6 protein-coding genes are annotated in these 15,943 nt (G+C 59.6%); 2 read left to right on the top strand and 4 right to left on the bottom strand.

The features are described 5' to 3' along the window. Positions 1-8 precede the first annotated feature (8 nt). The 4 genes from AC3ISI_RS02305 to putP all read right to left on the bottom strand — a co-directional run bounded on the left by AC3ISI_RS02305 (position 9) and on the right by putP (position 9,396). Positions 9-4,799: an RHS repeat-associated core domain-containing protein gene (locus tag AC3ISI_RS02305; protein WP_489335293.1), complete on the bottom strand. Its 4,791-nt coding sequence runs from the start codon at positions 4,797-4,799 to the stop codon at positions 9-11. Beyond that, entirely contained in the window at positions 4,799-5,536 is a 738-nt protein-coding gene (locus AC3ISI_RS02300; protein ID WP_489335292.1) for a DUF4123 domain-containing protein, read from the bottom strand. The genes AC3ISI_RS02305 and AC3ISI_RS02300 overlap by 1 nt, the downstream gene beginning before the upstream one ends. Next, a complete protein-coding gene (locus tag AC3ISI_RS02295) occupies positions 5,526-7,544 on the bottom strand; it encodes a type VI secretion system Vgr family protein (RefSeq protein WP_489335291.1) in 2,019 nt (672 codons plus the stop codon). Before AC3ISI_RS02295 ends, AC3ISI_RS02300 begins: the two co-directional genes overlap by 11 nt. Before the next feature lie 367 nt (positions 7,545-7,911). Beyond that, a complete protein-coding gene (putP, locus tag AC3ISI_RS02290; protein WP_489335290.1) occupies positions 7,912-9,396 on the bottom strand; it encodes a sodium/proline symporter PutP in 1,485 nt (494 codons plus the stop codon). Between the two features lie 462 nt (positions 9,397-9,858). Between putP and putA the strand changes: the two genes are divergently transcribed. Both putA and AC3ISI_RS02280 read left to right on the top strand, forming a co-directional pair. Further along, positions 9,859-13,809 (top strand): trifunctional transcriptional regulator/proline dehydrogenase/L-glutamate gamma-semialdehyde dehydrogenase, encoded by a 3,951-nt coding sequence (putA, locus tag AC3ISI_RS02285; protein WP_489335289.1) that lies wholly within the window; start codon positions 9,859-9,861, stop codon positions 13,807-13,809. A 257-nt stretch (positions 13,810-14,066) separates the two neighbouring features. Beyond that, on the top strand, positions 14,067-15,869 hold the full coding sequence (locus tag AC3ISI_RS02280) for an acyl-CoA dehydrogenase (RefSeq protein WP_489335288.1): 1,803 nt from the start codon (positions 14,067-14,069) through the stop codon (positions 15,867-15,869). Positions 15,870-15,943 lie beyond the last annotated feature (74 nt).

Genomic DNA, 15,943 nt, shown 5'->3' with positions numbered 1-15,943 from the left:
TTATTATCCTAATCTGGGAATGCAGTATAGGGCTTGACAAGACCGCCCTGACGAAACCTGACCTCTGAGTAATTCAACTCATCTATATAGTGTGGATTATCCAGATCTTTTTTATTTGGTTTATAACCTCTACCACCACCCGGCATTTCCTTCCTTACAACGGGATCCCCTGATGGGGTAAAACCCGTGGGAGCAGGTGGGTTTCGCCTCATCCTAGAAACCGCATCATTTATCGCATTCATCTGGAGTAACCAGCTTTTGAACTGTGAACTGGGATTAATTCTTTCCTTTTTTCCTTTTTTTGTTGGATGACTCCCATCAATCGATCTCTGCTTTAGCGGTGCATCTGGAATTTCGGGATTATGCTTCGCAACAGTGTGCATGTCGTAATCGTCCTCCCATTCCAAAACCCGCCGCTTCGCATTCGCCTCCGCAAGCTCATCAATCCGCGCCCTCCGCTGATCACCCGTCAGCTTCGGCAGCGCCGGCTCACCCTCATCAACCTTAACGCCAGTCGTATCATCCGGCGCCCCACACCCAGGCTTATTCGGCGGTGGGCAATTCCCGCTCAACCCCAACGGATCAACCCACCCCGTCGGATTCGGCGTGTACTGATACTGATTCAGCCCACCCGCCAACTTGATCGGGTCCGGTGTCAGGTAGCGGCCAACCTCCGGATCATAGTACCGATGCCGGTTGTAGTGCAGACCGCTCTCGGCGTCGAAGTATTGCCCCTGAAACCGTAACGGTTGCTCGAGCTGCTCGCCCCCACCAAGCGCCAGGTGAGTGACTTTGCCGTAGGCGTTGTACTTCGCCGACCAGACAATTTCGCCACCAAAATCGGTCAGTTCCTGCGGCGTGCCGAGGTGATCGAGTTGGTAGTAAAACGGGCAAGCCTTGCGCGGGCCTTTGCCATCGAGCATCACCAATGGGCGGAAGCTGCCGGGTTCGTAGACGTAGCTGCGGTAGTGTTCGCGGCTGCTTTCGGCGACGAGGTTATCGCCTTGCCAGAAGAACTCGGTGGTGTGGCCGTCGACGGTTTTGGCGATGCGGCGGCCGAAGGCGTCGTAGCGGTAGTTGGCGGTGCGACCGTCCGGGGTGGTGACGCTGACCAAGCGGTGCTGGCAGTCGTAGCGGTAGTCGGTGACGAGTTTTTGCGCGGTGCCGCGGCGTTCGCGGATCAGGTTGCCGAAGGCGTCGTAGTCGTAGTGGCGGTCGCCTTGCATCAGCAGGCGATTGCCCGCGACTTTCGCGGCGCCGGGGCGGTCCTGCATCAGCAGGTTGCCGGCGAGGTCGTGGGCGAAGCTTTCCGGTGGGTCGTCGCGGCTATGGCGGACGCGGGTCAGGCGGTTGAGCGGGTCGTATTGGTAATTGCGCTGGCCGTGGCGTGTGTCGGCAATATGGTCGAGATTGCCGTTGGCGCTGTAGGCATAGTCGCGGCGATACAGCGGTTGTTGCTGTTGGCTGACGGCATGGGCTTGCAGACGGCCCTGATCGTCGTAGGCATAGTCGCTGAGCAACTGGCCTTGCTGACGCTGCTGCTCACGGCCGAAGGTAAATTGGTGGCTGGTGAGCCGCGCGCCGTTGAGGTCGATGGCGGTCAGTGCGCCGCCCTTGGCGTGGTGGTAATCGAGTTTGCTGCCGTCCGGCAGGCGCAGGCGCTTGAGTTGGCCGCTGGCGTCGTAGCCATAACGCAGCGTGCCCCAGCCCTGATGTTCGGTGATCAGCCGGTCTTGTGGGTCGTACTCGAATTCCAGCGGATGGTCGTGGCCGTCGTTGACGCCGATCAGCCGACCGAGGCTGTCGTAGCGGTATTTAACCTGGAGGCCGTCGGGAAGCGTCTTGACCAGCAAACGCCCTGCCGCATCACGCTCGTAAGCGGTGATCAGCTGCGAGCCGTCAGCGCCGAACTCGGTTTTCTCCAGCAGTTGACCCTTGAGGTCGTAGGCGTACGCCGTGCGTTGGCCGTCGAAGCCGGTTTCCTGTCGGATCAAGCCGCCCGGCGTGTAGTCCAGCTGATATTGCTCGCCGGATTCGTTTTCGATTTCCGTCAGCAACAGCGCCGCGTTGTCGTAGCGGTACTTCAACTGGGTGCCGTCGGCATTGAGGCGGCGGCTGACCAGGTGCAGGTCGTCGAGGTAGTCGTAGCGCGTGACGCGGCCGAGTTCGTCGCGTTCGGCGGTGATTTTGCCGTAGGCGTTGTAGCTGTAGGCACGACTGGCGCCGGTAGGAAGAATCGTCTGGATCAGTCGGCCAACGGCGTCCCATTGCGACTGGGTGACCGCGCCATGTTCGTCCTGACGGGTAAGCTGCCGCCCCAAGGTGTCGTAGGAAAAGCGCCGCTGCCCGCCGTCCGGCAGCGTTTCCTCGACCAGTTGCCCCAAACCGTTCCAGACGAACACATGCCGGCTGGTGTCCGGATAACGGATCGACAGCAGCTGACCTTTGGCGTCGTAGTGGTAATGGGTGATCTGGCCATCGGGATCGGTCGCTTCCGTGACATCCCCCTGGGCATTGCGCTGCCAGGTCCACACCGCTTTGCCGCGATAACGGGCGTGCAGGAAACCGTTGCGGTACTCGTAGGCCGTCGGCTCGTCTGCCGGCGGAATCAGCGCCACCAGGCGTCCGACTTCGTCATAGCGGTATTCGGTGACGGCGCCGAGCGGATCCTGTTCGGCCACCAGCCGACCATCATCGTCGTACGCCTTGAGCTGTTCACCGCCATCCAGTTCGACCTTGCGCACCAGCCGCGCGCGCTCGTCGTGGACGTAAACCTCTTCGCTGCCGTCGAGGTTGTGCACGGTGACACGGCCGGCGTCATCCCAGACATAACGCGCGTCCATCTGCGCAAACGAGGCCCAGTGGCGGATGCAGCGTGCGGCTTTGCCGGAGCGTTCCCACGCCCAAAAGAAACTCGCCCCACCGGCCAGTTGTCGCTGGAGGATGACGTGCTGGTCGTCGTAGTCGTAGCGCTCGCTTTCACCGGCGGCGTTGCTCGCCTCGATCAGTTGTGCGCGTTCGTCGTAGGCGTAACTGACTAGCGTCTGCTCAGTCTTCCAGCACGCCTCGAGGGTCGGCGCCGGCACAAAAACCTGATAGTCGATGGCGACCAGATGACTGTGTTCATAACGCAAGCGCAAGGCGCGGCCAGCGCCGTTGTCGAGGCGCTGGATGCGCTCTTGGCGGTCGCGGGTGATGCGCAGGCGGTTGTCGTAGGCGTCGCTGATCGCCGTCAGTCGACCGTGGTGAAAGTGATAAAACCGTGCGTCGTCGCCGGCCTGGGCGAGGATCAGTTCTTCGGGTTCAGCCCCGAGATAAATCGCGGCGCGCGACAGGCTGTTATGGATCGCCGGGCGTTCAGCGGACGGCAACGGGAAGGTGGTGCGGCGGTTTTCGTGGTCGATCCAGATGACGCTGTCGCCGTCGACTTCCAGTCGATGGGAGAGCGAATGGCTCCAGCCGAAACCGAGACCGCAATCGATCTCGGCGGCGCTGGTGCGATAGAGCCGGGTGAAGTCGAACGGCAGGACGCCGTCCAGCGAACCGTCGGTGAGGGTCAGCAGCTCTTCGCCGGTGACCATCGACACCGGGCATTTATTGGTGGCGGTTTTGTTGGCGGAATCGGCGGAGTCGCCGTTGGGGTTTTTCGCCTGATCCGGGACGTTGTCGTGGTGTTCGTTTTGCTTGAGGGTGGTGTTGCGTTTGGCATCCCAGCGCAGTTGCATGCGGCCTTTATTTAGTCCCGCAGCAACACCGCGCGCGGCGACTGTTTTGTAGCGGTCTACATACTCCATAAAGTTGTCGATGATCGTGACCATCGATTTCACGAAGCCCATTACGGCCTGAAAAATTTGCGCGCTGTACTTGGCCAGTCGCACTGTCAGCCAGGCAATACCGACGCCGACCACGCTCAATACCAAGCCAATTAACAAGTCGATGACCAGGCCAACCACGACTTTGGAAATGGCCTCAGCCGATGACCCGGCCAGTTGCGATGGCGGCAATGCTTCGAGCCATAACATTGCGGTGCGCATCAGCAAACACAGCGCCGCCTCGTCGCTGGCCAGCAACATGGCCTTTTCCATCTTGTCTGGAGCGCTGACTGCCAGCCTTGCCAGTTCTCCTGCGCTTTCACCCAGTTTTTCGGCAAAAGCGTCAGGGTCTTTCAGAATGTCTGTGAGCTCACCGATACCATCCCATACCTCCTGAATCGCTGCCCAACCTCCTGCGAGCATTCCATTGCCCACGGCGGCCAATGATGCGGACGCCAATTGCTGCGACCACTGGGGCTTAAACCCTTCCCATTCTTTGCGCAGCCAGCCTTCCAGCTCCGTGGTCAGACCGTCGTAGGACGAGAAAAGATCATCAATTTGAGCCGGCGTAACTTCGCTCTGAACATGAACCCGATAGAACTTTCCGGGTTTCCCTTCAAACTGTCCTTTACCGTTTTCATCGAGTTTCACCGGTGTGATCTCGCCGCCATCCCTGGCAATCACATCAACCGAAATATTCCCCAACGGAATGTCATAAACCGATTCAAACTTGCTCTCGATCTCCAGAATCCCGCTCACCGGACACTGCGCAACACCCGAGAAAAAATCATCATCGCCACTGCTCACCGCAGTCGTGGTGCTCCCAAGTTTTATCAGCCGCTCCATGCCCATCAGCGAAGGCAAATCCATCGCCCGGCTGACCCTGTCGGTATTGCGCCCCAAGAAGCTGCCAAGTTGCTGGCGATACAAAACCAGCGTGTCTTTAAACCCGTCGAGCTCCTGCTCGACCCGTACGATCTGATCCATCAGTCCAGCTCCGTCATCAGGTAATCCACCAAGGCTGATTTCGGTGCTTGAGGCAGGTCCGGCGCCTGCAAGAAGAGCACGACTTTGTGCCGCAATACGCTCGGCGAAAACGCTTCATAAAGATCAGGTCTTTCCTCGCTCAACCACATCAGCAAGTTGTTGATGCGAGTCGTTGCGGACTCGTCAGCGAGGTACTTGAGTAGCGACTCGGAAACCTCCCACCACGGAAAAACCCTGGAGGTTTTCAGCGCACTGCCACCGATATCGAGCGACTGACCGTTGATCAAACAGCGGTCAATCACCGGCATTAACTGCGTGGTATTCACTTCGCCGGACTGAAGAATCGGCAACACATAACGCCCGTCCCAGAAGCGGAAAAACACTGCATGTCCGTTGGGCAAGAGAACCTGGGTAAGGCTGCGCAGATGCTCGACCAGCACCTCTTGAGACGCAGAGGAAACCGCCAACCACCCCCAATCACGAGACTCGGTCGCAGCGACCCACTCCAGAAACTCACTGCCTTGCGCGACGATTCCCACAAAAGGCATCACCGGTTCCCACTCGGCGTACGCGGTGTCTGCCCACACAGGACTCGGCGCCTGTGCAGTGGTCGAGCATTGCCAAGCTTTAAACGCCTGAGCAGAACTGGCGTTACTAAAGACCGCGAACACCTTCTCGGCGGGTTTCAGCGGCTGCCGGTCTAGCCAGTCGCGAGGCGTTAAATGATCAGGCTGCACAGACACCACCCTTGCAACGCTCACACTCCTCACAAAACGGCGCGTCGCTTTTCAGGCTCATGATCTGTGCAGCACTCAACAACGCGGCCGGCGCAGCGGCGAGTTTCAACGGCGTATTCGGCGACGCCGGCGCGGCAGCCATCGGCGGCATCAACGCGCCCCCGACCTGAATCGGCACGCTGCTGAAAATCCCCCCAGGCCCAATGTTGATCCACTGCCCGCCCGCCTGAATCGTCGCGCTGGCGCCGCCATCGATCACCACTTGCTGGCCTGCGCTGACGTGGAACTGCTGACTGGCGTTGAGCGCCTGACTGGTCACACGAATGTGCCGATCACCCATCACCAGCAAGTGATCGTCGAGCTTCACTTCGGCCTGGCGCTGACCGTGGGTGATGCGCTGCTCGTCAGCCTTCAACTCATGGCGAGCGGTACCGGTGACAACGATGCTGCGCCGGTTATCGACCTGCACCTGTTGATCATTCAACACGTGCTGGGTCCAGTTTCGCTGGGCGCGCAGGTAGATTTCCTCGGCGCCTTTGCGATCCTCGATGCGCAGTTCGTTGTACCCCCCGCCACCCGGACTGCTCTGGCTGCGGAAAATGCTGCGGGTCTTGTCAGCGGGCAGGTCCAGCGGAACGGGCGTCGCCGCGTTCGGCAGGCAGCCCATCACCAGCGGTTTGTCGGCATCGGCGTCGATGAATCCGACCAGTACTTCCATGCCGACTCGCGGGATAAGCACGCTGCCATAACGGTCATGCGCCCAACCTGTGGCGACGCGCAGCCAGCAACTGGAATGCTCGTTGAGCTGACCGTCGCGGTCCCAGGCGAGCTGAACCTTCACCCGTCCGAACTCGTCGCAATGGATTTCGCTGTCGGCCGGACCGGTGACCACGGCGGGTTGATAGCCGAGCATCCGAGGCTTTTGCGGCCCCAGCGGCGGACGAAACGAAACGTCCCACGGTGTTGCCAGAAAGGTATTGCGATAGCCCTGGAAATCATCCGGATCGTCGCTGGTGGCCGACTCCTCCAGCACTTGTGGCTGGCGGCCGCGATGTTCGATTTCGGTGATAAGCCAGAGGTCGTTCCACGCCTGACGTGGATGCTCGGCGAGGTGCAGGAAATGCCCACTGATCAGCGCACAGTCATCGCCACGACCTTCAGCCTGACGGAAGTCGGCGTTGTGGCGTTCGAGTGCGCGTTGCGTCAGTTGCTTGCCGTGTTCACGATCCGTGAATTGGCCGGGAAAGTGGTAATCCTCCAGCACCGGGCGCTGTTCGCTGTCGAAACGGCTTTCGAGTTGCAGGCGCGGTTTCCGAAAGTCGTAATCGCGACGGGCAACCGCTGTGGTGCGGGTTTCCAGGCGCACGTTGAAGCGCTTGATGGCCGGCGCATCCGCCGCCATTCCGCTGCCGGGCAGGTACAACGTCGACTCGGGCAGGCGAGGGAAAACGGTTTGGTCATCGCCGAACACCAGCAGATGCCCGTCGGGGCTGTGCTGGAAGTGGTAGTGAATGCCGATCTCGGCACACAGCCGCTGGATAAACGCCAGATCGCTTTCGGCGTACTGCACGCAGTATTCGCGAGCCGCGTAGTCGCTGCCAAGTTGAAATTCGAACGCATCGCGCTGGATGCCATGGTCCTTGAGGACCTGCGCGATGATCGCTGGCACGCTTTTGTGCTGGAAAATCCGCTGGTTGATGCGCTGACCGAGGTAAGCCAGTCGCGGTACGAGGCTGATCTGATAGCCCGTCAGACGTTTCCCGGAGTCGCTTTGGCCGACACGAAAAATCTGACCGTGAATACCGGCACCTTGTGCATCAAAACTCAGATACGCCTGACGGTGCAGCAGGCTTTCCAGTTCTATGTCTGGCCGATCGCTGACCAGTTCCAGGTCAAAACGGTAGGGTTGGCTGATGGCTTCCGTGCCCGTGAACTCAAGGACCTTGAGCTCATTCTGGACGCCGTCGAGGGTCAACGTGAAACGCGGTTGATTGGCAGGCGCGAACATCCGATGTGTCTCTGCAGAATGAAGGCGGGCGATTCTGCATGAGCAATAACGGGTGTTGAGGGAGGGACAAGGAAATCAGATTTTCCCTACTTTTATAGAGATTTATCCTTCAAGAATCGGTGTGTTTGGCTACAGACATCTCCCTCAAAACCACCACCTACCCCTGTAGGAGCGAGCTTGCTCGCGAAAGCGGTTCATCATTCAACATTGAAGTCGACTGACACGGCGCTATCGCGAGCAGGCTCACTCCTACAGGGGGACGCGCAGGGATTCGAAAATTTCACAGGCAAAAAAAAACGGCCCGCCTCCAAATGGAAGCGGGCCGTTTTCATGTGCGGCGAAAGGTCAGAGCCTCAGCTCCACTCCCTCACTTGTTCAGGCGGAAATCTGCCTCGGCAGCAGCGAAACGCTGCAGCATGCCGTGAGTCGGCGTGCCCAGTTTGCTGACGATGTAGATGGCCAGGCTGGCGAAGATGAAACCAGGGATGATTTCGTACAGGCCCAGCAGTTCGAAGTGTTTCCAGACGATCACGGTGATCGCGCCGACCAGGATGCCGGCCAGTGCGCCGTTACGGGTCATGTCTTTCCAGATCACGGAGATCAACACCACCGGACCGAACGCAGCACCGAAACCGGCCCAGGCGTAGCTGACCAGACCCAGTACGCGGTTTTCCGGGTTGGCGGCCAACGCGATGGCGATCAGGGCAACCAGCAGCACCATGGCGCGGCCGACCCAGACCAGTTCCACCTGGGAAGCGGATTTACGCAGGAAGGTTTTGTAGAAGTCTTCGGTCAGGGCGCTCGAGCACACCAGCAATTGGCAGCTCAGGGTGCTCATTACGGCCGCCAGGATGGCCGACAGCAAGATACCGGCGATCCATGGGTTGAAAAGGATTTTGGCCAGTTCGATGAACACGCGTTCGTGGTTTTCAGTGACCGGAGCGGCCAAATCAGGGTTCGCCGAGAAGTAAGCGATACCAAAGAAACCTACCGCAACGGTGCCGCCCAGGCACAGGATCATCCAGGTCATGGAGATGCGACGGGCGTTGGCGATCGACTTGACCGAATCCGCCGCCATGAAACGCGCGAGGATGTGCGGCTGGCCGAAGTAGCCCAGGCCCCAGCCCATCAGCGAAATGATGCCGATGAAGGTGGTGTTTTTCAGCATGTCGAAGTTGCTGGCGTCTTGCGCTTCGATGGCCAGGAACGTGGTGTCAACGCCGCCGGTGGCCAGCAGCACGATGATCGGCGTCAGCAACAGCGCGAAGATCATCAGCGTGGCTTGTACGGTATCGGTCCAGCTCACGGCGAGGAAACCGCCGACGAAGGTGTAGGCAATCGTCGCCGCAGCACCGGCCCACAGCGCGGTCTCGTAGGACATGCCGAAGGTGCTTTCAAACAGACGAGCGCCAGCAACGATGCCGGAAGCGCAGTAAATGGTGAAGAACACCAGGATCACCACCGCAGAAATGATCCGCAGCAGGCCGCTTTTGTCTTCGAAACGGCTGGCGAAGTAATCCGGCAGGGTCAGGGCATCGCCGTTGTGCTCGGTCTGCACGCGCAGACGGCCAGCGACGAACAGCCAGTTCAGATAAGCACCGATGATCAGGCCAATGGCGATCCAGCTTTCGGACAGGCCGGACATGTAGATGGCGCCCGGCAGGCCCATCAACAACCAGCCGCTCATGTCGGAAGCACCGGCGGATAGGGCCGTCACGACGCTGCCCAGGCTGCGACCGCCCAGAATGTAGTCAGAAAGGTTGTTGGTGGAGCGATAGGCCATGAAGCCGATCAGCACCATTGCTGCGATGTAGATCACAAACGTGATCAGGGTTGGATTGCTTACGCTCATTCAGTGATGCCCTGGCTTTGTTTTTATGTAGCGGTAGCGTGTGAAACCAACGACAAACGACAACGTTTGTTCAGACGATCTCAAAGCCGCGCATTTATGACTGATGTTTCCCCAGGAAAGCCATCAGCCGGCGCACCGGTTTTTCATCCGGTTGCACCTTGGGGCGCGAATCCTATTCAACAACCCAAATAAGGTGCAACCCATTTTGTGAGAATAAGTTGCACCTGATGTGATTTTCGTAAAAAACCGATGCTTTTGCTTCTTTTTAAGGCAGTTACGACGATTAGCTAGAAACGAAAGCACCAAGCAGGAGCGGTACGTTCGTACTGGAATTTATTTCCTGACGAGCTGCTTATTATTCCGACAAAAAAAGGGTTGCACCCGGTTGCACCTCAACGATTGCACGGCTAATCTTGCCGCCAGCTGATGCCACGCGGTCGTGGCAAACATGAGGATAAAAAAATGGCTACTACCACCCTTGGGGTCAAACTTGACGACCCGACTCGCGAGCGCCTCAAGGCTGCCGCGAGCTCGATTGATCGCACGCCGCACTGGCTGATCAAGCAGGCAATTTTCAATTACCTGGAAAAACTCGAGGGTGGTGCAACCCTGACTGAGCTGAGCGGTTTGACCAAGGATTCCGACGACACCGTCGATGCACCTCTGGATCACGCCCACCAGTGCTTCCTCGAATTCGCCGAGAGCATCCTGCCGCAATCGGTGCTACGTGCTTCGATCACCGCTGCTTACCGTCGCCCTGAGCCGGAAGTGGTGCCAATGCTGATCGAACAGGCTCGCCTGCCGGTCGCCATGGCCGAAGCCACCAATAAGCTCGCGGCGTCGATTGCCGAAAAACTGCGGAATCAGAAAAGCGCCGGTGGCCGCGCCGGGATTGTTCAGGGCCTGCTGCAGGAATTTTCCCTGTCGTCCCAGGAAGGCGTAGCGCTGATGTGCCTGGCCGAAGCGCTGCTGCGCATTCCGGATAAAGGCACCCGTGACGCACTGATCCGCGACAAGATCAGCACCGGTAACTGGCACCCGCACTTGGGCAACAGCCCATCGTTGTTCGTCAACGCCGCCACTTGGGGCCTGCTGCTGACCGGCAAACTGGTCGCCACGCATAACGAAGCGGGTTTGACTTCGTCCCTGAGCCGCATCATCGGCAAGAGCGGCGAACCGATGATCCGCAAGGGCGTCGACATGGCCATGCGCCTGATGGGCGAGCAGTTCGTCACCGGCGAAACCATCGCCGAAGCGCTGGCCAACGCGAGCAAGTTCGAAGCCAAGGGCTTCCGCTATTCCTACGACATGCTGGGTGAAGCCGCCCTCACCGAGCACGATGCGCAGAAGTACCTGGCGTCGTACGAACAAGCCATTCACTCGATCGGCAAAGCGTCCCACGGTCGTGGGATTTATGAAGGCCCGGGCATTTCCATCAAGCTGTCCGCTTTGCACCCGCGTTACAGCCGCGCGCAGTACGAGCGTGTGATGGACGAGTTGTACCCGCGCCTGCTGTCGCTGACCTTGCTGGCCAAGCAATACGACATCGGTCTGAACATCGACGCCGAAGAAGCCGACCGCCTGGAGCTGTCGCTGGATCTGCTGGAGCGCCTGTGCTTCGAGCCGCAACTGACCGGCTGGAACGGCATCGGTTTCGTGATCCAGGCGTACCAGAAGCGTTGCCCGTACGTAATCGACTACGTGATCGACCTGGCTCGCCGCAGCCGTCATCGCCTGATGATCCGCCTGGTAAAAGGCGCGTACTGGGACAGCGAAATCAAGCGCGCCCAGGTCGAAGGCCTGGAAGGCTACCCGGTCTACACCCGCAAGGTGTACACCGACGTTTCCTACATTGCCTGCGCCCGCAAACTGCTGTCGGTGCCGGAAGTTATCTATCCGCAGTTCGCCACGCACAACGCCCACACCCTGTCGGCCATTTACCATATTGCCGGTCAGAACTATTACCCCGGCCAGTACGAGTTCCAGTGCCTGCACGGCATGGGTGAACCGCTGTACGAACAGGTTGTAGGTAAAGTTTCCGAAGGTAAGCTGAACCGTCCGTGCCGCGTGTACGCACCGGTCGGCACTCACGAAACGCTGCTGGCGTACCTGGTGCGTCGTCTGCTGGAAAACGGTGCGAACACCTCGTTCGTTAACCGCATCGCCGACCAATCCATTTCGATCCAGGAGCTGGTGGCCGATCCAGTGGCCAGCATCGAGCAGATGGCGACGCTGGAAGGCGGCTTCGGCCTGCCGCACCCGCGTATCCCACTGCCGCGTGACCTGTATGGTGCCGAGCGCGCCAACTCCAGCGGCATCGACATGGCCAACGAACATCGTCTGGCTTCGCTGTCCTGTGCCTTGCTGGCCACTGCTCACAACCACTGGAAAGCCGCGCCGATGCTCGGTTGCGCTTCCAGCACTGAAACACCTGCGCCAGTGCTGAACCCGGCCGATCTGCGTGACGTGGTCGGCCATGTGCAGGAAGCCACCGTTGATGACGTCGATAATGCAATCCAGTGCGCCCTCAACGCCGCGCCGATCTGGCAGGCCACCCCGCCCGCCGAACGCGCCGCGATTCTGGAACGTGCCGCTGACTTGATGGAAGGCGAGATCCAGCCGCTGATGGGCCTGTTGGCTCGCGAAGCCGGCAAGACTTTCGCCAACGCCATCGCCGAAGTGCGTGAAGCCGTGGACTTCCTGCGTTATTACGCGGTGCAGGCACGCAACGACTTCACCAATGACGCCCACCGCCCCTTGGGTCCAGTGGTGTGCATCAGCCCGTGGAACTTCCCGCTGGCCATCTTCAGTGGTCAAGTCGCGGCGGCACTGGCTGCCGGCAACCCGGTATTGGCCAAGCCTGCGGAGCAAACCCCGCTGGTCGCGGCTCAAGCCGTGCGCCTGCTGCTCGAAGCCGGGATCCCGGAAGGCGTGCTGCAACTGCTGCCGGGCCGTGGCGAAACCGTTGGTGCCGGACTGGTGGGTGACGATCGCGTGAAAGGCGTGATGTTCACCGGCTCCACCGAAGTCGCTCGTTTGCTGCAACGCAACATCGCCGGCCGCCTGGACAGCCAGGGTCGTCCGATTCCATTGATCGCCGAAACCGGTGGCCAGAACGCGATGATCGTCGACTCTTCGGCACTGACCGAACAAGTGGTCATCGACGTGGTGTCGTCGGCGTTCGACAGCGCCGGTCAACGTTGCTCGGCACTGCGCGTCCTGTGCTTGCAGGAAGATTCCGCTGACCGCGTCATCGAAATGCTCAAAGGTGCCATGGCTGAATGCCGCCTCGGCAATCCTGAGCGCCTGTCCGTGGACATCGGCCCGGTGATCGACGCCGAAGCCAAGGCGGGCATCGAGAAGCACATCCAGGCCATGCGCGACAAAGGTCGCAATGTGTACCAGGTGGCCATCGCCAACAGCGAAGAAGTCAAACGCGGCACCTTCGTGATGCCGACCCTGATCGAACTGGAAAGCTTTGACGAGTTGCAACGCGAGATCTTCGGTCCGGTGCTGCACGTGGTTCGCTACAAGCGCAAAGACATCGATCAACTGATCGGCCAGATCAACGCTTCCGGCTATGGCCTGACGTTGGGCGTGCATACCCGCATCGACGAGACCATCGCTAAGGTGATCGACAACGTCAACGCCGGTAACGTCTACGTGAACCGCAACATCGTCGGTGCCGTGGTTGGCGTGCAGCCGTTCGGCGGCGAAGGCCTGTCGGGTACCGGTCCGAAAGCCGGTGGTCCACTGTACTTATATCGCCTGCTGTCGACGCGCCCTACCGATGCCATCGAACAATCCTTCGCTCGCGGTGACGCCATCGCCGCGCCGGACGTTCGTCTGCGTGACGCCATGAGCAAGCCGCTGACCGCCCTGAGCGCCTGGGCCGACAGCCACAAGTTTGCCGACCTGAGCGCCCTGTGCGTGCAGTTCGCGGCGCAATCGCAAAGCGGCATCACCCGCGTACTGGCGGGCCCGACCGGCGAGCGCAACAGCTACGCCATCCTGCCGCGTGAACACGTGCTGTGCCTGGCGGAAGTCGAAGGCGATCTGCTGACTCAACTGGCGGCGGTGTTAGCTGTCGGTGGTTCGGCGGTGTGGCCGGAATCTGAACTGACCAAGGCGTTGTTCACACGCCTGCCGAAGGAAGTTCAGGCGCGGATCAAGCTGGTGTCCGACTGGAACAAGGACGAAGTGGTGTTTGATGCGGTTCTGCATCACGGTCATTCCGACCAGTTGCGTGCGGTGTGTCAGCAAGTGGCCAAGCGTGCTGGCGCCATTGTCGGTGTTCATGGTTTGTCGCAAGGCGAGACCAACATTGCGCTGGAGCGTCTGGTGATTGAGCGGGCGTTGAGCGTTAACACGGCGGCGGCGGGTGGTAATGCCAGCTTGATGACCATCGGTTAAAACCGATAAACCGGGCACCTGCAACGGTGCCCGGCTTAGCAATAATCCCTGTGGGAGCGAGCTTGCTCGCGATAGCGATGTATCAGTCACCCTCAATGTTGACTGATCTGCCGCCATCGCGAGCAAGCTCGCTCCCACAGTGGTTTGTGGTGTTTGCTAAGTTGGCGCTCTGCCCCACCATCACGCTCATCAATCATCCTGTTCATGCTTTATCAGCAAGCCTAGACTCGGTCCATTCCAAAAAAAGGTAGGCCGCCATGTCCGAGACGTTGCTCAGTTCCCGCAATCTGGCTTTCGAGCTGTATGAAGTCCTCGATGCCGAGGGCCTGACTCAGCGTGAGCGTTTCGCCGAGCACAATCGCGAGACCTTCGATGCCGCCATTGGTACCGCCCGCAACATCGCCGAAAAATTCTTCGCCCCGCACAACCGCAAGGGTGACGAGAACGAGCCGCGCTATGAGGACGGTCAGGCGATTCTGATTCCGGAAGTGAAACCGGCGGTGGATGCGTTCCTCGAAGCCGGCTTCCTCAATGCTGCGCGCAGTTTCGACGCTGGTGGCATGCAGCTTCCTACCTTGCTGTCCCAAGCTTGCTTCGCTCACTTCCAATCGGCGAACGCGGCGTCGACTTCATACCCGTTTTTGACCATGGGCGCGGCGAATCTGATTGAAAGCTTCGGTACCGAGGAGCAGAAACAGCGCTTCCTGCAACCGATGATCGACGGGCGTTTCTTCGGCACCATGGCCCTGACCGAGCCGCATGCAGGCTCGTCGCTGTCGGACATTCGTACCCGCGCCGAACCTGCGTCCGACGGCACTTATCGCCTCAAAGGCAACAAGATTTTCATTTCCGGCGGCGATCACCCGCTGTCGGAAAACATCGTGCACATGGTGCTGGCCAAGCTGCCGGATGCGCCGGCCGGTGTGAAGGGGATTTCGCTGTTCATCGTGCCGAAGTTTCTGGTCAACGATGACGGCAACCTGGGCAAGCGCAACGACGTGTTGCTGGCCGGGTTGTTCCACAAAATGGGCTGGCGCGGCACCACGTCCACCGCGCTGAACTTCGGCGATAACGGCGAGTGTGTTGGTTATCTGGTGGGCAAGCCGCATCACGGTTTGAGCTACATGTTCCAGATGATGAACGAGGCGCGGATCGGCGTCGGCATGGGTGCGGTGATGCTCGGTTACGCCGGCTATTTGTACTCGCTGGAATATGCCCGCGAACGGCCGCAAGGTCGCGTGCCGGACAGCAAGGACCCGAACACCGCGCCGGTGGCGATCATTCAGCACGCGGACGTTAAGCGCATGCTGCTGACGCAGAAAGCCTATGTCGAAGGCTCATTCGACCTCGGGTTGTACGCGGCGCGACTGTTCGATGACACCACCACGCTTGAGACCGAAGCCGAGCGCAAGCAGGCCCATGAACTACTGGATTTGCTGACGCCCATCGTCAAATCCTGGCCGTCAGAGTTTTGCCTCAAGGCTAACGAACTGGCGATCCAGATTCTCGGCGGCCACGGCTACACGCGCGAATACCCGGTGGAGCAGTATTATCGCGACAACCGTCTGAACCCGATTCATGAAGGGACACACGGGATTCAGTCGCTGGACTTGCTGGGGCGCAAACTGGCGCAGAACGGGGGTGCAGGGCTCAAGCAATTGATCCGTCTCATCGCCGACACAGGCGCTCGGGCCCAGGCACATGAGTCCTTGACCGCGCTGCGTGAACCGCTGGAAAAACTGGTGGCACGTTTGCAAACGGTGACCATTGGCCTGCTGATTGATCTGGCTCAGGGCAAGATCAATAGCAGTCTGGCGAACTCGGCTCTGTACCTGAAAGTGTTCGGGCACACGGTGATTGGCTGGCGCTGGCTGGAGCAGGCGATTCGGGCCGAGGAAGGATTGGCCAAGGGTAATGCGGCGGATGTGAGCTTCTATAAAGGCAAGCTGCAGGCGGCGCGGTATTTCCTGACATGGGAAGTGCCAGGTTGCCACCATGAGTTGGCGATTCTTGAGGCTCGGGATGATGTGTGTTTGAACATGCAGGATGAGTGGTTCTGATCCCGAACTTGTGCTGCAGCTGAAATCCATTCGCTGGCAAGCTCCTACAGGGTTTGATGTGAACGCACCGGCCT

It is taken from the genome of Pseudomonas sp. GL_139_B, from assembly GCF_057834475.1.
Note: the sequence above shows the minus strand (reverse complement) of the source record. Positions and strands in the feature narration are given on the sequence as shown.

Excerpts from the sequence above, each read along its gene's own strand:
- AC3ISI_RS02280 (WP_489335288.1), top strand. The coding sequence starts at position 14,067 with ATGTCCGAGACGTTGCTCAGTTCCCGCAATCTGGCTTTCGAGCTGTAT.
- AC3ISI_RS02295 (WP_489335291.1), bottom strand. The coding sequence starts at position 7,544 with ATGTTCGCGCCTGCCAATCAACCGCGTTTCACGTTGACCCTCGACGGC.
- putP (WP_489335290.1), bottom strand. The coding sequence starts at position 9,396 with ATGAGCGTAAGCAATCCAACCCTGATCACGTTTGTGATCTACATCGCA.
- putA (WP_489335289.1), top strand. The coding sequence starts at position 9,859 with ATGGCTACTACCACCCTTGGGGTCAAACTTGACGACCCGACTCGCGAG.
- AC3ISI_RS02305 (WP_489335293.1), bottom strand. The coding sequence starts at position 4,799 with ATGGATCAGATCGTACGGGTCGAGCAGGAGCTCGACGGGTTTAAAGAC.